The organism is Agrobacterium sp. MS2, from assembly GCF_003261015.1.
Taxonomy (GTDB): Bacteria; Pseudomonadota; Alphaproteobacteria; order Rhizobiales; family Rhizobiaceae; genus Agrobacterium; species Agrobacterium pusense.
Window position 1 is genome coordinate 131,259 of record NZ_QLNF01000014.1, and the last position, 17,611, is coordinate 148,869.

19 protein-coding genes are annotated in these 17,611 nt (G+C 58.8%); 8 read left to right on the forward strand and 11 right to left on the reverse strand.

Going from position 1 to position 17,611, the window contains the following annotated elements:
• On the forward strand, nt 1–333 hold a 333-nt coding region (locus tag DOU54_RS08715; RefSeq protein ID WP_286079876.1), incomplete at its 5' end, for a MarR family winged helix-turn-helix transcriptional regulator.
• 5 nt (nt 334–338) lie between these two features.
• Complete coding sequence (locus DOU54_RS08720; RefSeq protein ID WP_022556953.1) at nt 339–1,535, forward strand: multidrug effflux MFS transporter; 1,197 nt, start codon at nt 339–341, stop codon at nt 1,533–1,535.
• A gap of 53 nt (nt 1,536–1,588) precedes the next feature.
• Here DOU54_RS08720 and DOU54_RS08725 read toward each other — a convergent pair whose 3' ends face one another.
• Nucleotides 1,589–2,812: an argininosuccinate synthase gene (locus DOU54_RS08725; protein WP_004443869.1), complete on the reverse strand. Its 1,224-nt coding sequence runs from the start codon at nt 2,810–2,812 to the stop codon at nt 1,589–1,591.
• 313 nt (nt 2,813–3,125) lie between these two features.
• On the opposite strand from DOU54_RS08725, the gene DOU54_RS08730 reads away from it, so the two are divergent.
• Both DOU54_RS08730 and DOU54_RS08735 read left to right on the forward strand, forming a co-directional pair.
• Nucleotides 3,126–3,980, forward strand: a complete 855-nt coding sequence (locus tag DOU54_RS08730; RefSeq protein ID WP_004443871.1) for an SDR family NAD(P)-dependent oxidoreductase — start codon at nt 3,126–3,128, stop codon at nt 3,978–3,980.
• Nucleotides 3,981–4,123: 143 nt separating this feature from the next.
• Nucleotides 4,124–4,771 (forward strand): LysE family translocator, encoded by a 648-nt coding sequence (locus DOU54_RS08735; RefSeq protein WP_004443874.1) that lies wholly within the window; start codon nt 4,124–4,126, stop codon nt 4,769–4,771.
• Between the two features lie 38 nt (nt 4,772–4,809).
• Here the strand turns inward: DOU54_RS08735 and DOU54_RS08740 are convergent, their stop codons facing one another.
• The 7 genes from DOU54_RS08740 to DOU54_RS08770 form a co-directional block, all read right to left on the reverse strand.
• Nucleotides 4,810–5,604, reverse strand: coding sequence for an ABC transporter ATP-binding protein (locus DOU54_RS08740; protein WP_022556955.1), 795 nt, complete (start codon nt 5,602–5,604; stop codon nt 4,810–4,812).
• Nucleotides 5,601–6,482 carry an ABC transporter permease gene (locus DOU54_RS08745; protein ID WP_004443879.1) on the reverse strand — a complete coding sequence of 294 codons (882 nt, stop codon included), beginning with the start codon at nt 6,480–6,482 and terminating at the stop codon, nt 5,601–5,603. Before DOU54_RS08745 ends, DOU54_RS08740 begins: the two co-directional genes overlap by 4 nt.
• Before the next feature lie 107 nt (nt 6,483–6,589).
• Entirely contained in the window at nt 6,590–7,543 is a 954-nt protein-coding gene (locus DOU54_RS08750) for an ABC transporter substrate-binding protein (protein WP_113382027.1), read from the reverse strand.
• 108 nt (nt 7,544–7,651) lie between these two features.
• A complete protein-coding gene (gene rlmN, locus DOU54_RS08755; RefSeq protein WP_113382089.1) occupies nt 7,652–8,824 on the reverse strand; it encodes a dual-specificity RNA methyltransferase RlmN in 1,173 nt (390 codons plus the stop codon).
• A gap of 266 nt (nt 8,825–9,090) precedes the next feature.
• The gene (locus DOU54_RS08760; protein ID WP_003523183.1) at nt 9,091–9,594 is read right to left on the reverse strand and encodes an invasion associated locus B family protein; all 504 of its coding nucleotides are present in this window, start codon (nt 9,592–9,594) and stop codon (nt 9,091–9,093) included.
• Between the two features lie 296 nt (nt 9,595–9,890).
• Nucleotides 9,891–10,271 (reverse strand): YkvA family protein, encoded by a 381-nt coding sequence (locus tag DOU54_RS08765; protein WP_004443888.1) that lies wholly within the window; start codon nt 10,269–10,271, stop codon nt 9,891–9,893.
• A 51-nt stretch (nt 10,272–10,322) separates the two neighbouring features.
• Entirely contained in the window at nt 10,323–10,628 is a 306-nt protein-coding gene (locus tag DOU54_RS08770; protein WP_004443891.1) for a 4a-hydroxytetrahydrobiopterin dehydratase, read from the reverse strand.
• Nucleotides 10,629–10,686: 58 nt separating this feature from the next.
• Here DOU54_RS08770 and DOU54_RS08775 point away from each other — a divergent pair, with 58 nt between their 5' ends.
• Nucleotides 10,687–11,163: a low molecular weight protein-tyrosine-phosphatase gene (locus tag DOU54_RS08775; protein WP_113382026.1), complete on the forward strand. Its 477-nt coding sequence runs from the start codon at nt 10,687–10,689 to the stop codon at nt 11,161–11,163.
• On the opposite strand, the gene thpR is transcribed toward DOU54_RS08775, so the two are convergent.
• A complete protein-coding gene (thpR, locus tag DOU54_RS08780) occupies nt 11,097–11,690 on the reverse strand; it encodes an RNA 2',3'-cyclic phosphodiesterase (protein WP_004443895.1) in 594 nt (197 codons plus the stop codon). The two genes, DOU54_RS08775 and thpR, sit on opposite strands and share 67 nt — an antisense overlap.
• 68 nt (nt 11,691–11,758) lie before the next feature.
• Entirely contained in the window at nt 11,759–12,409 is a 651-nt protein-coding gene (locus DOU54_RS08785; protein WP_113382025.1) for an arylesterase, read from the reverse strand.
• Between the two features lie 91 nt (nt 12,410–12,500).
• Between DOU54_RS08785 and DOU54_RS08790 the strand changes: the two genes are divergently transcribed.
• The 3 genes from DOU54_RS08790 (at nt 12,501) to DOU54_RS08800 (ending at nt 16,725) form a co-directional block, all read left to right on the forward strand.
• The gene (locus tag DOU54_RS08790) at nt 12,501–13,211 is read left to right on the forward strand and encodes an ABC transporter ATP-binding protein (protein ID WP_037090183.1); all 711 of its coding nucleotides are present in this window, start codon (nt 12,501–12,503) and stop codon (nt 13,209–13,211) included.
• Nucleotides 13,208–15,769 (forward strand): ABC transporter permease, encoded by a 2,562-nt coding sequence (locus DOU54_RS08795; RefSeq protein ID WP_113382024.1) that lies wholly within the window; start codon nt 13,208–13,210, stop codon nt 15,767–15,769. Before DOU54_RS08790 ends, DOU54_RS08795 begins: the two co-directional genes overlap by 4 nt.
• Before the next feature lie 218 nt (nt 15,770–15,987).
• Nucleotides 15,988–16,725, forward strand: coding sequence for a Bax inhibitor-1/YccA family protein (locus tag DOU54_RS08800; RefSeq protein ID WP_006698258.1), 738 nt, complete (start codon nt 15,988–15,990; stop codon nt 16,723–16,725).
• Nucleotides 16,726–16,839: 114 nt separating this feature from the next.
• Here DOU54_RS08800 and DOU54_RS08805 read toward each other — a convergent pair whose 3' ends face one another.
• Nucleotides 16,840–17,232: a DUF2794 domain-containing protein gene (locus DOU54_RS08805; RefSeq protein ID WP_004443903.1), complete on the reverse strand. Its 393-nt coding sequence runs from the start codon at nt 17,230–17,232 to the stop codon at nt 16,840–16,842.
• Nucleotides 17,233–17,611: the final 379 nt, after the last annotated feature.

Genomic DNA, 17,611 nt, shown 5'->3' on the forward strand with positions numbered 1-17,611 from the left:
GCGCTGCTGACGGTCGCTGTCGTTGACGGCAGCAAACAGTCGGACATCGCCGCTCGCCTCGGAATAGAACCCATGACGATCTGCGCCTATCTTGATAAGTTGCAGTCCCTCGATCTCATCGAGCGGCAGCAGGACCCGCAGGACAGACGCTCCAAGCGTATTGTGCTGACCAAATCCTCAGCCGACATGCTGGAAGCCGTCCGGCAGGAAATAGATGAACTCGTCCGCCACGCTACCCAGGGCCTGAATGACGAGGAGGTGGCGCTGTTCCGCCACTTTCTGCAAACCCTTCGTGACAATCTGCAGCCGGAACAACCGGGGCAGAACGGCTGATCACCATGTCGCCAAAACCGATCATGTCCACGAAACGCACGGCGATGCTTGGTGCGTTTTTGACGGCGCTTGCGCCCATATCCATGGCGATTTACACACCCGCCATGCCGGAACTGACGCGGGTTTTTGCCACTGACCAGTCCGCCGTCAAGCTCAGCCTGTCCCTCTATTTTGCCGGGTTCGCGCTGGCGCAACTGCTCGCCGGGCCGGCATCGGATGCCTTCGGTCGGCGAAAGGCAAGCATCGTCTTCCTCCTGATCTTTCTGGGCGGCGGCCTGGTGGCCATTTCCGCGCCGACGATCGAAGTGCTGCTTTTCGCCCGGCTGGTTCAGGGCATCGGCGCTTCCGTCGGTATGACGGTGGCGCGTGCCGTGGTGCGCGACCAGTTTACCGGCGCCGAAGCCTCCAGCATCATGAATCTCATTGGTATCATGCTGGCGGTCGGTCCTGCCCTCGGACCGACGATCGGTGGACTTTCACTCGCGGCTTTCGGCTGGAAATCCGTGTTTTTTCTGATGGTCGGCCTCGGAGCCATCGCCATTTTATCCGTCGTGATTTTTTTGCGGGAAACAACGGTTCCGGACAGGAGCCTGATCCGGCCCAGGCGGCTCCTGTCGGCCTACGGCGCACTGCTCAGCGCGCCACGTTTCCTTCTGGCTGCATTGGTGCTTGGTGGTTCCATCGGCGCGCTTTATGCGCAGGCCACCATGCTGACTTTCATCCTTATCAACGAGGTCGGCATGACACCCACCGCCTTCGGCATCGGCATGCTGATGCAGACAGGCGCCTACTTCTTCGGCTCGATTGCCCTGCGTTACATCGCGCCCCGACTGGGTGACCGGCGCTCGGTCGTGATCGGCCTCTGTTTTTCCGGAACCGGCGGCCTCCTTATTTTATTGTCAGTTTTCCTGATGCCGCCATCGTTCCTTTCGATCATGGGGCCCGTTGCAGTCGCGACTGTCGGCATCGCCCTGCTGACCCCTTCGATGGTGACAGCAGCGCTTGCGCCCTTCCCGCATATCGCCGGTTCGGCATCGGCCATGATGGGATTTATCCAGATGGGATCGGGCTTCGCCGGCGGCGCTGCAGCCTCCCTCATCGGTTCACCTTTGACCGGCTTCGGCGTCATCATTCCCATGATGGAATTCACGGCCGTTGCCAGCTACATCGGCTTCCGCATCGTCTCCAGAAGAGCGACATGAAAAACCCGCCGGTGTCACCACCAGCGGGTTTCGTTATTTTTTCAAGAACAGAATTACTTGCTGAGATTGCGCTTTGCCAACGTGCGAAGACGCAGCGCATTGAGCTTGATGAAGCCTGCCGCATCCTTCTGGTCATAAGCGCCGTGGTCGTCCTCAAAGGTCACCAGCGCGTCGGAGTAGAGCGACTTGGCACTCTCGCGGCCGGTTACCATGACGTTGCCCTTATAGAGCTTCAGCGTGACTTCGCCTTCCACATGCTCCTGGCTCTTGTCGATCAGGGCCTGCAGCATTTCGCGCTCCGGCGAGAACCAGAAGCCGTAATAGATCAACTCGGCGTAGCGCGGCATCAGCTCGTCCTTCAGATGCGCAGCACCCCGGTCGAGCGTGATGGACTCGATGGCGCGATGCGCGGCAAGAAGGATGGTACCGCCGGGCGTTTCGTAAACGCCGCGCGACTTCATGCCGACGAAGCGATTCTCGACCAGATCGAGACGGCCGATGCCGTTTTCGCGGCCATAATTGTTGAGCGTGGCAAGAAGCGTTGCAGGCGACATCTCGACACCATTGATCGAGCAGGCATCACCCTTTCGGAAACCAACCTTGATGACGGTTGCCTTGTCGGGAGCGGCTTCCGGGGAGATCGTGCGCATATGCACATACTCAGGAGCTTCCACCGCCGGGTCTTCCAGAACCTTGCCCTCGGAAGAGGAGTGCAGCAGGTTGGCGTCGACGGAGAACGGCGCTTCGCCCTTCTTGTCCTTGGCAACCGGAATCTGGTGCTGTTCGGCAAAGTTCAGGAGGTCGGTACGGCTCTTGAACGTCCAGTCGCGCCACGGGGCGATGATCTTGATGTCAGGGTTCAGTGCATAGGCCGAAAGCTCGAAACGGACCTGGTCGTTGCCTTTGCCGGTCGCACCATGGGCGATGGCGTCGGCGCCGGTCTTCCTGGCGATTTCGATCAGGTGCTTGGAAATCAGCGGCCGGGCAATGGAGGTGCCGAGCAGATAGACGCCTTCGTAGACGGCGTTGGCGCGGAACATCGGAAACACGAAATCGCGCACGAACTCTTCACGGACGTCCTCGATGAAAATTTCCTTGATGCCCAGCATCTCGGCCTTCTTGCGTGCCGGCTCAAGCTCTTCGCCCTGGCCGAGATCGGCGGTGAAGGTAACGACCTCAGCGCCGAGTTCCGTCTGAAGCCATTTCAGAATGATCGAGGTGTCGAGGCCGCCGGAATAGGCGAGAACGACTTTCTTAACGTCTTTCGGGAGTGCCATAGTGATGTCCATCTGCATGATGACGGCATCGGGACACCGCCATTTCCTTGGGATTTCGGCACTTTTACAGTGCAACCCGAAATGTGTGAAGCGCTTTTCCGTGAGATAAGCGACAAAACAATTGATGGACACGCGTGATGCACGTGACGACAGCTACACCGAGGGGAACGAAGCCGTTGTCACATGCATTTAGAAAATTCGCGCTTTATGATGAAGCGGCGCGATCGACTTGAAAACCGTGAATGAAGCCACTCAGGTTCAGGCAACGTTGCAAACCGCTGGAAACAGCAGAAACGACGCGAAGGAGAAACCTATGACGACCATCCACCCCGCATTCAAGGAAGATAATGTCGCCGTCATAACAGGTGCGGCCTCTGGCATCGGACTCGCCGCCGCCCGCAAATTCGCCGGTTTCGGCATGAGTGTCGTGCTCGTCGATCTCGATGGCGAGAAACTTGCCGCCGCACATGCGGACGTTCTGGCACTTGCCCGGGACGGCGAGGCGCAAATCGTTGCGATCCCGACCGACGTCTCGAAACTCGATGAGCTGGAGGCGCTGGAACGCGCCGTAATTCAGCGTTTCGGGCGCGTTCACGTCCTCATGAACAATGCCGGCATCCAGCCTGGCAGCGCCATTTTCGGTCCCCAGGCCAACTGGGAAAAGATTATCAGCGTCAATCTGATGGGCGTTGTGAATGGCAGCCGTGTCTTCGGTCAGGGCATGATCGCACATGGTGAGCCGGCACTCATCATCAACACCGGCTCGAAACAGGGCATCACCACGCCTCCCGGCGATCCCGCCTACAATGTCTCGAAATCGGGCGTCAAAACCTTCACGGAAGCGCTTCAACACGAGTTGCGCAATGTTCCAAATGGTAGAGTTTCCGCGCATCTCCTCATCCCCGGCTTCGTCTTCACAGGCCTTACAGCCCACGGCAGAACGGAAAAACCGGAAGGCGCCTGGACCGGCGAACAGACCATCGAGTTCATGCTCGAAAGCATCGGCCGGGGCGATTTCTACATTCTCTGCCCGGATGGCGAGGTTGACCGCCCGACGGACGAGAAACGCATTCTCTGGGCGGCTTATGATATCGTCCAGAACCGCCCGCCGCTCTCGCGCTGGCACACGGAATATTCCGCCGCCTTCACCAGCTTCCTCAAGAACTGACGCCTAGGGGCCGCCGCGATCTGAAAATTGCGGTGCCCCGCCCTGCTTAATCCACCACTGCGCTAGGGCCGCCACTCAAAAACATTGGCAGAAATCCGCAATCACGTTAAACAACGGCCGTCTCCAGCTTTACGGGTGCCGCGATGGATTTCGTTCCAAGCCTGCCAACACTGATCGCCTTCACCATCGCCATCCTTCTCCTGGCGGTAACGCCGGGTCCGGACATGACGCTCTGGATCAGCCGCTCCCTGCGCGAAGGCCGGGCGGCGGGCTTCATGACCCTGGTAGGAACCAATATCGGCATCACCGTGCACACGATGCTGGTCGCCTTCGGTGTCGCCGCCCTCATCGTCGCCTCGCCGACGGCTTTCATGATCCTGAAGACCGGCGGAGCCGCTTATCTTGTCTGGCTCGCCATTCAGGCGATCCGCAAGGGCTCGGATTTCGTGATGGTCAAAGGCACCGGCGAAAAAGCGCAGGCATCCCTCAAATCCGCCCTGCTGAACGGCATCTGGGTCAACCTGCTGAACCCGAAGATCATCATCTTCTTCATGACCTTCCTGCCGCAATTCGTCAGCGCATCCGATCCGCATGTGACCGGCAAGCTGATTTTCCTCGGCATCTGGTCAATCATCGTCGCACTGCCGATCGGCATCGGCATCGTGATCGCCGCAGATGTTCTCTCCGCCTGGCTGCAACGCAACCGGAAGATTCTGCGCGGACTGGATTATACGATCGCCGGCGTCTTTTCGCTTTTCGCCGTGAAGATTTTCTTCACGCAGGCCCGCTGACGGCAAACAAAAGGCGCCTTACGGCGCCTTTTTTAGAATCAACCAATCAGCAACTCATCGTCATCGAGCTTCTGGCCGCGTATCTTGCGGAACATGTCGATCAGATCCTCCACCTCAAGATCCTTGCGGCTGTCACCGGAAACGTCGAGCACGATCTCACCGGCATGCAGCATGATCGTGCGCGTGCCATAGTCCAGCGCCTGACGCATGGAATGGGTGACCATCAGCGTCGTCAGCTTGCGCTCCGATACCACCTTGCGGGTCAATTCCATCACGAATTCCGCCATGCCGGGATCGAGCGCTGCCGTATGTTCGTCCAATAGAAGCACGTCCGAGCCTGACAGTGTCGCCATGACGAGAGAGACCGCCTGCCTCTGGCCACCCGACAGAAGGTCCATGCGGTCCTTCAGACGATTTTCCAGACCGAGATTGAGCGAAGCGATACGCTCCTTGAAAAAATCCCGCCGGCCACGTCCGAGCGCAGGCAAAAGACCGCGACGTTCACCACGTGATGCCGCCAGCGCGAGGTTTTCCTCGATGGTAAGCGCGCCGCAACTGCCCGCCAGCGGGTCCTGAAACACGCGTGCCACCCGCCCCGCCCGGCTGGCGGTCGGCTTGCGGGTAACATCGGCGCCACCGATCATCACCCTGCCTGCCGTAGGCAGCACATCGCCGGCCAGAACACCGAGAAGTGTCGATTTGCCCGCACCATTGGAACCGATGACCGTAACGAACGAACCATCCTCAATGGTGAGGTCTATCTTGGACAGCGCCTGCTTCTGCAGTGGCGTGCCGCGCCCGAAGACGACCTGGATGTCGGAAAGCGAAATCACGATGTTGCTCCCCCACGGCGCAGTCGGGGCAGGATCAATGCGATGGCCACCAGTACCGCCGTTACGAAATTGAGATCGGACGCCTTGAGACCCAACACATCACTCGACAGAGCAAGCTGGATGGCGAGACGATAGGCGATGGAGCCGAAGACACAGCCGATCAGCGCGATCAGGATGCCGCGCGCGCCAAACAGGGTTTCACCGATGATGACGGCCGCAAGCCCGACAACAATGGTGCCGACACCGGAAGTCACATCCGCAAAACCATTGGTCTGGGCAAACAGCGCACCACCAAGAGCCACAAGCGCATTTGAAAGCGCCATGCCAAGATAGATCTGGCTACCGGTCTTCACGCCCTGCGCCCGCGCCATCCGCGCATTGGCACCCGTCGCGCGCATGGCAAGACCCGCATCGCTTTCAAGGAAACGCCAGACGAGAATGACAGCAATCAGCACCAAAGCGCCGACGAAGAGCGGCCGCACCAGATATTCAGAAAGGCCGAGGCCGTAAAACGGCGATATCATCGTGTCCTGATTGAGCAGCGCGACATTCGGCTTTCCCATCACGCGCAGGTTGACCGAAAACAGTGCGATCATCGTCAGGATCGAGGCAAGCAGGTTCAGAATCTTGAAACGCACATTGAGTGTGGCGGTCACGATGCCGGCAGCCGCACCGGCCACCATCGCAATCGCCGTCGCGACCCAGGCATTCAGACCGGCGATGATCAGCACGGCTGCCACGGCAGCGCCAAGCGGAAACGAACCGTCCACGGTCAGGTCAGGAAAATCAAGCACCCGGAAAGCGAGGTAAACGCCGATCGCCACGAAAGCGAAGACCAGTCCCAGCTCCACGGCACCCCAGAAGGCGATTTGGCTCACGGTAATGTCCTTGTTATTGCCGCCATCGGGCGGATACGGGCACCGTCTCGTGCCACGTAAAACGGGCGGCGAGTTTGCCGCCGCCCGTTATTCAGTCAGGTTTCAGTTCAGTCGATGACCTTGGTAGCGCGCTTCGTAACGCTTTCGGGGAAGGTGACGCCTGCTTTTTCAGCGGCCTTCTTGTTGATCACGAGATCGGTGCCAACAGCAACGGTTGCCGGAATATCGCCCGGCTTTTCACCCTTGAGGATGCGGACAACGACGGCACCGGTCTGCTTGCCAACGTCGAAATAGTTGAAGCCGAGGGCAGCAACCGCACCGCGAGCAACGGAATCCGTATCGGCGGCATAAAGCGGGATATTGGCTTCAGACGCAACACCGGCAGCAGCCTCGAAAGCCGAAACGATGGTGTTGTCAGTCGGAACGTAGATCACGTCGGCCTTGCCGACCAGCGCACGGGTCGCACCCTGCACCTCAGCCGACTTGGTGGCGACGGATTCAACGACCTTGAGACCCGCCTTCTCGGCCTCGGTCTTCAAGAGGGCGAGTGTCGAAACGGAGTTTGCCTCGGCCGAATTGTAGATGAAGCCGATGGACTTGGCGTTCGGCGAGATTTCCTTGATGAGCGCCAGATGTTCGCCGACCGGCAACATGTCGGAAAGGCCGGTGACGTTACGGCCCGGCTTCTGCATATCCTTGACGAGCTGTGCGCCGACCGGATCGGAAACCGCCGTGAAGACAACCGGAATGTCGCGCGTGGCGGCAACGACGGCCTGGGCGGACGGCGTGGAAATCGGCACGATGACAGCAGGCGCCTCGCCAACGAACTGGCGCGCGATCTGTGCTGCGGTGCCGGGATTGCCCTGCGCGGATTCGTAAAGGAACTTGAGGTTCTCACCTTCCTTGTAGCCCGCTTCGGCAAGGGCAGCCTTCACGCCATCGCGGGCGGCATCGAGTGCCGGATGTTCGACGATGGCGGTCACGGCAACGGTGACGGTTTCAGCCTTCGCCGGCAGAACGATGGCGCTCGCAGCGGCGAGAGCCAGAATCAATGCGCGCATGGATATCCTCCTGTTGGTTCCCTGTTTTCGTCTTCTTAGGAACAAGACAGGCCGAAATCAATCGGAGAACCGCCGGAAACCCAGCTTTATGAGGCAAAACCGGCTTATTCAGTCGTCTGCGCCGTGGTTGGCGATCATCATCGCCTCGAAAGCCAGCCTTTCGGTCTTGCGCATGCGCTCGGATTCCGACTTCAGCTGGCCACAGGCCGCTAGGATATCGCGGCCGCGCGGCGTGCGGATCGGCGAGGCATAACCTGCCTGATTGATGAAATCGGCAAACTTCTCGATCTGCGCCCAGTCCGAGCACTGGTAATTCGTGCCCGGCCACGGGTTGAACGGAATGAGGTTGATCTTGGCCGGAACCCCCTTCAGAAGCTGCACCAGCATCTTGGCGTCTTCCAGGCTGTCATTGACGTCCTTGAGCATCACATATTCGAAGGTGATGCGCCGGGCGTTGGAGAGGCCCGGATATCTGCGGCAGGCTTCGATCAGTTCCTTCAGCGGATATTTCTTGTTGATGGGCACCAGCATGTCGCGCAACTCATCACGCACCGCATGCAGCGAAATCGCCAGCATGACGCCGATCTCATCGCCGGTGCGGAAGATTTCCGGCACCACACCCGAGGTGGAGAGTGTGACGCGGCGCTTGGAAAGCGACAGGCCATCGCCATCGGTGGCGATCAGAAGCGCGGTCTTAACATTCTCGAAATTGTAGAGCGGCTCGCCCATGCCCATCATCACGATGTTGGAAACCTTGCGGCCTTCGCTCGGCACATAAGCGCCAACCGGCGTCGAACCATCGGGAAAATCACCGAGCCGATCACGCGCCAGCAACAGCTGCGAGAGAATTTCCTCGGCCGTCAGGTTGCGCACCAGACGCTGCGTGCCGGTGTGACAGAAAGAACAGGTCAGCGAACAGCCCACCTGGCTCGAAATGCACAGCGTGCCGCGCCCTTCTTCCGGAATATAAACCGTTTCGATCTCGACGGGACGACCAGCGCCCCGCGGCGGAAAACGCATCAGCCATTTGCGGGTGCCGTCATTGGAGATCTGCTCCTCGACGATTTCAGGTCGAGCGATGGTGAAGGCCGCCTTCAGCTTCTCGCGAAGCTCCTTGGCGACATTGGTCATATTGTCGAAATCGGAAACGCCGCGCACATAAAGCCAGTTCCACAACTGGCTGACGCGCATCTTCACCTGCTTTTGCGGCACACCGATTTCCGCGAGCGCCTCACCCATCTCCTCACGGGTCATGCCGATCAGCGACGGCTTGCCGGACATGAGATCGCTATTGGCGATCAGCGGGGTTTTGACTGCCAGACCGGCAGGAGCTTGCATTACGGACATCACGTTATCCCATCGTTCCATGCGTCGCACGACCGGCCTGTCGGGGAGGCGGAAAATCGTCTGCATGTCGAGAAAATCAAAGGCGGAGCACTTTTCGCGCATCCGCCTGTCAATATTGCCGCGCCTTTAGCATCAAACTGGCAAAAACGCAAATGGCCGGTCGAGGACCGGCCATTGTCAAACGCGATGAAGGGTCAGCGTTACTTGCAGCTCTCGATCTGCTTGAGAGCAGCCGAAATACCCGACAGCGAATAGGAATAGGAGGTCGCGGTACCACGGCCAGAAACTGCCTTGACGGTCATGGACTTGCCGCCCTTCATGGCAGCCACGAGAGCCGGTTCTTCCGCAGCGTTTTCAACCCAGGCGGCCTTGTCCTTGGTGAACATGACGAAATTCTTGTTGTCGATCGTCACATTGACCTTCGAACCCTGCTTCAGCGGATAACCTACCATGGCCTGCGGCTCGTAGGAGATGTTCTGGCCCGGGCGCTGGGAGACGATGAAGAATATATCGCCGTGGTCGACGCTCGCCGGTTCCTTGGCGGTGGGAATGGAAAGAACGTAGCAGACGGTGCTGTTGCCCGATTTGTACGAATAGGCACCCCAAGCATTGAACTGCTGGATGCGCGTGGGCGACTGTGCAGATGCTACGCCGACGCTGGTCAGCAAAATGGCCGCTGCGGTTGCTACACTTCTTACAAACATAGAATTTCCTGCCGGGTTATTGTCTTCCATTGGCCCGAAGCATCGGCGAGCCCAGAGTCTGGATCGGCCACGTTCAGGTGCGGATCGTCTTTTCTCATTGTGGTCGGGAAGCGGTTACCAAACCGTCAACAACATGCATAAAATGCCGGAAACGTCTTGCAGTGTTACAGATTGGCGACTCCCGACGCCCTGAGGAGAAGGGCGTGCGACACCCTTCCTCCGTGTGTATGACACATAAATTCAGGCAAGAATTTGTCGCCCGTCGGGCGCGCCCGAACGGGCAGATCACAGAGGCGTTACCCGGCTTCCTGCTGCCGCTTCAACATGGCGTCCGCCGCGTCGTAATGTTCCATCTTGATATTGGCGCGGATCATCGCGAGCGCTGCGGTAATGACGGCTATGTCATCAGTAAAACCGACGACAGCCAGCATGTCCGGCACGGCATCGAAAGGCATGATGAAATAAGCCAGCGCAGCGAGGATGATACCCTTGGCGCGCAGCGGCGTGTCGCGATCGATCGCGCAGTAATAGGCAGCGGCCGCATCGCGGGCAAACGGCACTTTCGACATGACACGTTTCAGCTTCGGCCAGAACCTGGTCCGAACAACCTCTTCGCGCTCACGCTGCCTGTCGGTTTCACCCGGCAGAAGAATTTCACCGATTTTCACATCATCCATGATCGACGGTCCTCCGGTCACGGCTATTATATGGGATTTAAGGTGGAGCGTTCAATTGCCTCGGCCGGCAGCGGCCTTCTGCATGGCCTCGGCCAGAAGAAAATCGCGCTCCGTCACACCCTGCGAATCATGGGTCGTGAGGCATACCTTGACCCGCGAATAGACGTTGGACCATTCGGGATGATGATTGAGCCGCTCTGCGACGAGTGCGGATTCAGCCATGAAACCGAAGGCTTCCGCAAAGCTGGAAAACTTGAAGGAACGGACGATCGCCGCCCCGTCTTCGCGCAGGGACCAACCCTCCAGTTTCTGCAGGGCCTGCCGGATGGCATCGGGCTCGAGTCTGGGATATTTCATGAATTTGCCTCCGCTTTAAACCCATTAACGCTTCAACGACCGGATCGACGCATATTCCATGAAACATACAGCTATTCTCTTCGTCTGCATGGGCAATATCTGCCGCTCACCGTTGGCCGAAGGGATTTTGAGGAACCTTGCCGACAGCGCAGCGCTTCATCAGCTTACCGTCGATTCCGCCGGCACCGGCGGATGGCACAGAGGTGACGCGCCCGATCCGCGATCCATCGCCATGGCGCGCCGGCACGGTATCGATATTTCACTTCAACGGGCGAGACAGGTCACTGCGGCGGATTTCGAGACCTTCGATCTGGTATTCGCCATGGACGAAAACAATCTGGCGAACCTGCTGCGATTGAGCTCCGAAAGGCACCGCCACAAAATCCATCTTTTCATGGAATATGCCGCCGGGCATCGCGAGAACGTCCCCGATCCCTATTACGGGGCCGAGGACGGATTCCTCACAGTTTACAACATGCTTTTAGCGGGATGCAGATCGCTGCTCGAAAAGATCGAGCTGGACCGCGCCTCGTGAAGCGGAAACACCTCTTCGACGATATAGGGCCCGCCACCCACCGATTCCTTCGACGACATCAGCACAAAGCGCCCGACCGTAAAGGGTGAGGTGCGGAAGTTGCCGCGTCCGGAAAGATACTGCACCACATCGTCCACGCGGGAGGAGCGCAACCGCGCCAGCGTGACGTGGGGCATGAACTTGCGCGGATCGGGCGGGAGACCGATCCTTTGGCAGATTCTCTCGATTTCCGCCTGCAGCGCATGCATTTCGGGCGAGGGAGAAACGCCAGCCCAGATGGAATGCGGCTTCTTGGAGCCGAAGGAGCCCATTCCGGTGAGGTTGAGCTGGAATTCCGGCCGGTCTATCCGGTCCAGCCTGTCAACGACCTCATCGGCGGTACGACCGTCGATGTCACCGATAAAACGCAGGGTTATGTGATAATTCTCCACATCGATCCACCGGGCTCCCGGCAGACCACCGCGCAACAATGAGAGGCTCATCGCCGCATTGCGCGGAATTTCGAGGGCGGTAAACAGTCTCGGCATGGCGAGCTCCCCGAATCTCTTGGCAGAACAAGCATAGCGAATCACGCAATGCAGACGGGCGCAAGTGCTTATTTTTTTTGCGCACCGATTGTCTTGATGAAGCTTTCAACAGCCGGCAAAGATTTTTCGACCATCACTGCCACCCCCTTGGTATTGGGGTGCATCTTGTCGTCCAGCTTCAGCGCATCATCCGTCACCACGCCATCCAGAAAGAAGGGATAAAGCGGCAGGTTGTATTTTTCCGCAAGCTTCGGGAATATCGGATTGAAGCGCTTTGCATAATCATCGCCCATATTTGGCGGCGCCATAATACCGACCAGCAACACGGCTATGTTGCGCTTCTGAAAACCGAAAATGATGGTGTCGAGGTTCTTTTCGGTCTGTTCCGGCGGAATTCCCCGCAGGGCGTCGTTGGCGCCCAGTTCCAGAATGACGCCGTCAGTGCCATCGGGAACAGACCATTCCGCCCGCGCCAGACCGCCTGAGGAAGTGTCACCGGACACACCTGCGTTGGCGATGGCGACATTGATACCCCTGGCCTTTAATGCAGCTTCAAGCTGTGCGGTATAGCTGTCAGTCGGGGGAAGCTGATAACCGGCCATCAGGCTGTCGCCGAGGCCAACCAGCTGCAATGTCCGCTCCTGGGCGAAGCCAGCAGTGGCGGAAAGGGCGGTGGCGAAAATGACGATGAAGTGAAACAGGGCAGCTTTAAATCTCATCACGGCTTTCCTAACTTGGTTCCCATTGCCTGAAATACTGACCGCATCGACCGCCAGACCGTTTTCATCACCCTATATAGGAACGAGAATTGTGACGAAAAGCATCATAGAGCTGAAGAAAGCCGACCTCACGCTCGGCAATGCCGCCGCCTCCGTCCACGTTCTCAAGAACATCGATCTCTCAATCAGAGAGAGCGAGGCGGTTGGCATCGTCGGCCCCTCCGGATCGGGAAAGTCGACACTTCTGATGGTGCTTGCCGGGCTCGAGAGGCTCGACAGCGGCGAAATCATCATTGCGGATACGCCGCTGCACGAGCTCGGTGAGGACGCCCTCGCGGATTTCCGCGGCCGCAACATTGGCATCGTTTTTCAGTCCTTCCACCTCATCGCCAATATGACCGCACTGGAAAATGTCGCAGTGCCGCTGGAACTGGCAAACGTTCCGAACCCGTTCGAAATCGCCGAGCGTGAACTGGTCGCTGTCGGTCTCGGCGAGCGCCTCAATCATTATCCCGGCCAGCTCTCCGGCGGCGAGCAGCAGCGTGTGGCCATCGCCCGCGCACTCGCCCCGTCACCAGCCGTATTGATAGCCGATGAACCGACCGGCAACCTCGATACCGACACGGGCAAACAGATCGCCGATCTTCTGTTTGCCAAACAGGCCGAGCGCGGCATGACGATGATCCTCGTTACCCATGATCCCTCGCTGGCGGCCCGATGCTCACGGCAGATCAAGGTTCGCTCCGGCGAAATCGAGGGCGACAGCGCCCGCTCACAGATGGCTCGGGCGGTATCCGCATGACCGGAATCTTTCTTCCGTCTTTTGCAAATGTCAGAAACGCAGCAAGGCTCGCGCGGCGCGAAATTCGCGGCGGCCTGCGGGGCTTTTACATCTTCCTCGCCTGCATCGCGCTTGGAACCGGCGCCATCGCCGCCGTCAATTCCGTCTCGCGCGCGGTCACCAGCGCCATCGCCACGGAGGGGCAGTCCATACTGGCAGGCGACGTGCGTTTTGAGCTGCGCAACAGGGAAGTGACGGCAGAAGAGCGCGCTTACCTCGATAGTCTCGGCACCGTCGCGGTTTCCACCGGTCTACGCTCCATGGCGCGCCTCGCGAATGGCTCAGAACAGACCCTGACGGAAGTAAAGGCCATTGACGGCTCCTACCCGCTCTATGGAACGTTCGTGGCCGAGCCGAACCGGGCGCTGAGCGAGCTTCTGGCCGGAAATGGCGACACCTATGGCGCGATTGCCGCGCCGCTTTTACTGGAACGGCTCGGAATCAAGGTCGGCGATGAGATTCTGCTCGGTAATGTGACGTTGAAACTGAACGGCACCGTGATCGATGAGCCGGATGCCCTATCTGATGGTTTCGGTTTTGCTCCTCGACTGATGGTCAGCCGCGACGCCCTTTTCGCCTCTGGTCTCGTTCAGACGGGCAGTCTCGTCGAACACGCTTACAAGATCAAGCTGAACGATCCTGCAGCACGGGCGACAATGACCGATGCAGCCAACAAGGCGTTTCCCGATGCCGGCTGGTCGATCCGCACCAGCGACCGGGCTGCCCCGTCGCTCACCGAAAACGTCAACCGGTTCTCGCAGTTTCTGACGCTGGTTGGCCTCACTGCCCTGATCGTCGGCGGTGTCGGCGTCGCCAATGCCGTTCGCGCATTTCTGGATTCCAAGCGCACCACCATCGCCTCGCTGAAATGCCTGGGTGCGCCGGCCTCCGTGGTCACCATGACCTATCTCTTCCAGATCGCCTTCATAGCGGCCGTCGGCATTGTCATCGGGCTTATGGTCGGTGCCGTTGCGCCACTCATCGCCATGCGGTTTCTGGAGGGCGTGCTGCCAGTGCCGGAAGAACTTGCCTTTTATCCAGGCGCGCTCGGTCTCGCCGCCCTGTTCGGCCTCCTGACGACACTCGCCTTCGCCATCGTACCACTCGGTCAGGCACGCGAGGTGCCGGCTACGGCGCTCTTCCGCGAACAGGGTTTCGAGGAGGGAAGCTGGCCGTCCTGGCCTTATCTGACCGCGACCGGTGTGCTTCTGGCGGCGCTTGCGGCCCTTGCTGTCTTCTCGGCGGAAGACCGTTTCATAGCCTCGGTCTTCCTCGCGGCCATTGCCTTTGCCTTTGTAGTGCTGCGGCTGGTCGCCTCCGGGGTAAAGGCCATCGCCAAGCGCACTCCGCGCGTTCATTCGGCTGCGCTGAGACTGGCGATCGGCAATATTCACCGACCGGGCGCACTCACCCCCTCGGTGGTTCTTTCTCTCGGCCTCGGCCTGACCCTCCTCGTGACGCTGACGCTGATCGACGGCAACCTGCGCCGCGAACTAACGGACAGCCTGCCGGAGAAGGCGCCGAATTTCTTCTTCGTCGACATTCAGGGCAGCGAAGTGCAAGGCTTCCGCGATCTTCTCAAACAGGAGGCGCCGCAGGGCACCCTAACGGAAGTGCCGATGCTGCGCGGCCGCATCCTCGCCCTCAACGGAGAAGACGTGACGAAAATGGACGTACCCTCGTCCGGGCGATGGGTGCTGCGTGGTGACCGCGGCATCACCTATTCCGAAAACATTCCCGAAAATGCCAAGCTGACGGAGGGCGCCTGGTGGGCACCGGATTATAGCGGCGAACCACTGGTCTCCTTCGCAGCGAAAGAGGCGGGTGATCTGGGCCTGAAGATTGGCGACAGCGTTACCGTCAACGTGCTTGGCCGCAGCATCACGGCGAAGATCGCCAATCTGCGCAATGTCGAATGGGAATCCCTGTCGATCAACTTCGTCATGGTGTTTTCGCCCAATACTTTCCGCGGCGCGCCCCATGCCTGGCTGGCAACACTTGCCGATCCTTCCGCAACTGCGGCCGACGAAGGCCGCATATTGCGCGCTGTCACCAATACTTATCCCACGATCACCAGCGTCCGCGTGAAGGATGCGCTCGACGTCGTCAACCGGCTTGTCGGCCAGCTCGCGACCGCGATCCGCGCCGCCGCAGCCGTTGCGCTCATTGCGTCCGTCCTGGTTCTCGCCGGCGCGCTTGCGGCCGGCAATCGCGCCCGTACGCATGACGCCGTCATCTTGAAAACGCTGGGCGGCACGCGAAGCCTGCTCATACGCGCCTTCTCCTATGAATACATGATCCTCGGTCTCGCCACCGCCGTCTTCGCGCTTTTCGCCGGCGGTGTCTCCGCATGGTTCGTGATCGCCCGCATCATGAAGCTACCCTCCAGCTTCCTGCCGGATGTGGCAATCGGAACCCTTGTCGTCGCCCTTGTGATGACTGTGGGCATCGGCCTCATCGGCACCTGGCGGATTCTCGGGCAGAAGGCAGCGCCCGTTCTCAGACAGGCTGGTGAATGATCATCGGTTGTGCGCCGCTTAACTTTAACGATTAATTCTTTGTAATGATCGCCAAAACGTGAGCGCTTTTCGCGCATACGGTGTCTTTTCGGCGGGAAAAGGCCTTGTATCGAACGCGTTCTGCCATCATATTCTTGAGCAGGCTTGCTGAAGCTCCGCAGCGGCGCCCGGGAGGTATCCCGACACCGTAGCAATTACGGAGCTCAAAAGAGGAAACAATGGCTGACTTTAATAACTACCAGAACCGCATGGCGCAGACGCGTGCACAGTCTGGTGCGCTGATCGACGAAGGTCTTCGCGCCTATATGCTCAAGGTTTACAACCTTATGGCGCTGGCTCTGGTCATCACCGGCGTTGCCGCGTTCGGCACTTATACGCTCGCCGCTTCCAATCCGGCTGTCCAGCAGCTGCTTTTCGCGTCGCCGCTTCGTTGGGTCGTGATGCTCGCTCCGCTGGCACTGGTCTTCTTCCTTAGCTTCCGCATCCAGAACATGAGCGTTTCCGCTGCGCAGACGACCTTCTGGGTTTACGCCGCGCTGATGGGTGTTTCGCTCTCCTCGATCTTCCTGGTCTATACCGGCCAGAGTATCGTGCAGACCTTCTTCGTGACCGCGGCCTCGTTCGGTGCGCTCTCGCTTTACGGTTACACGACCAAGAAAGACCTGTCTGGCATGGGTTCGTTCTTGATCATGGGCCTGTTCGGTCTGATCATCGCTTCGATCGTCAACATCTTCCTTGCATCCTCCGCGCTGCAGTTCGCGATTTCCGCGATTGGCGTGCTGATCTTCGCAGGCCTGACCGCCTACGACACCCAGAAGATCAAGGAAATGTATTTCGATGCTGACGATGTTGCCGTCGCCGGCCGCAAGGCCATCATGGGTGCGCTGACGCTCTATCTCGACTTCATCAACCTCTTCACCTTCCTCCTGCAGTTCCTCGGGAACCGCGACGACTAAGGGATTGGATCCTACGGAAAAAGAAAGGCGACCTCAGGGTCGCCTTTTTTATTACCTTATTACGCTCAATGCGCCTGATCGTCCGTCAAGGCAGGAGACTGACGTTACTGGAGCTCATTCGATAAGTTTCAAAACCTTGTCGAAAACCTTGAGGACTTGCGGCAGCTCGTGGCCGCGCTTCAGAATGCGGCCATCCACATTCACGACGCTGTAAGCTCCCTGCTTCGCCGCCAGCCTGGGGTTCTTTTCGATCCTATAGAGCGGCATTTCTCCCGACCGTTTAAAGACGGAAAACACCGCTTTTTCCTTCAGATGATCGATGGCGTAATCCCGCCACTCCCCTTCTCCCACCATGCGGCCATAAATGCGCAAAATCGCATCCAGCTCGCGGCGGTGAAAGGTCACCGGCAATGGATCCTTGTTCTTCTTGTATTCACGGAGATCGATAACGGTGGAGCTGTCGCGTGAAGCGGTTTGAGCCTGCTGCACATCCGGTTGATCGGTCATCCAGTACCTCCGATTCCACCCAAATCATCAGATCAATGTGAGCTTGGCGGCTCGAAATTGCAAGTGTTGTCGACTTACGGCGCTCACAGGATCCAGATGGGGTTTCTCGGCTTCGAAAGCTCTGCAGGCAGAAAAACAATGCGACAACGAGCATCTGCCCCAACATCACCGACAAACCGTCCCGCGCAAGAGCAGGGTAAAAACGGTAACCATTTAGGCACCCATTTTACGGGCGCCTGCCGTATTTCGGTCAAACCATGGCCTGAATTGGGTGGAATAGTCGCATTGTCAATTGATGCCTAGGCACCAAGATGACCCGGTCCGGTGCATTGACCCTTTACCCCCAGCCCCCAGTGCCCGGACCGGATCTTCAATCGCC

Bases quoted from the DNA above. Each gene is read 5' to 3' on its own strand.
- DOU54_RS08720 (WP_022556953.1), top strand. From the start codon at position 339: ATGTCGCCAAAACCGATCATGTCCACGAAACGCACGGCGATGCTTGGT.
- DOU54_RS08725 (WP_004443869.1), bottom strand. From the start codon at position 2,812: ATGGCACTCCCGAAAGACGTTAAGAAAGTCGTTCTCGCCTATTCCGGC.
- DOU54_RS08730 (WP_004443871.1), top strand. From the start codon at position 3,126: ATGACGACCATCCACCCCGCATTCAAGGAAGATAATGTCGCCGTCATA.
- DOU54_RS08735 (WP_004443874.1), top strand. From the start codon at position 4,124: ATGGATTTCGTTCCAAGCCTGCCAACACTGATCGCCTTCACCATCGCC.
- DOU54_RS08750 (WP_113382027.1), bottom strand. From the start codon at position 7,543: ATGCGCGCATTGATTCTGGCTCTCGCCGCTGCGAGCGCCATCGTTCTG.
- rlmN (WP_113382089.1), bottom strand. From the start codon at position 8,824: ATGTCCGGCAAGCCGTCGCTGATCGGCATGACCCGTGAGGAGATGGGT.
- DOU54_RS08760 (WP_003523183.1), bottom strand. From the start codon at position 9,594: ATGTTTGTAAGAAGTGTAGCAACCGCAGCGGCCATTTTGCTGACCAGC.
- DOU54_RS08765 (WP_004443888.1), bottom strand. From the start codon at position 10,271: ATGGATGATGTGAAAATCGGTGAAATTCTTCTGCCGGGTGAAACCGAC.
- DOU54_RS08770 (WP_004443891.1), bottom strand. From the start codon at position 10,628: ATGAAATATCCCAGACTCGAGCCCGATGCCATCCGGCAGGCCCTGCAG.
- DOU54_RS08775 (WP_113382026.1), top strand. From the start codon at position 10,687: ATGAAACATACAGCTATTCTCTTCGTCTGCATGGGCAATATCTGCCGC.
- thpR (WP_004443895.1), bottom strand. From the start codon at position 11,690: ATGCCGAGACTGTTTACCGCCCTCGAAATTCCGCGCAATGCGGCGATG.
- DOU54_RS08785 (WP_113382025.1), bottom strand. From the start codon at position 12,409: ATGAGATTTAAAGCTGCCCTGTTTCACTTCATCGTCATTTTCGCCACC.
- DOU54_RS08795 (WP_113382024.1), top strand. From the start codon at position 13,208: ATGACCGGAATCTTTCTTCCGTCTTTTGCAAATGTCAGAAACGCAGCA.
- DOU54_RS08800 (WP_006698258.1), top strand. From the start codon at position 15,988: ATGGCTGACTTTAATAACTACCAGAACCGCATGGCGCAGACGCGTGCA.
- DOU54_RS08805 (WP_004443903.1), bottom strand. From the start codon at position 17,232: ATGACCGATCAACCGGATGTGCAGCAGGCTCAAACCGCTTCACGCGAC.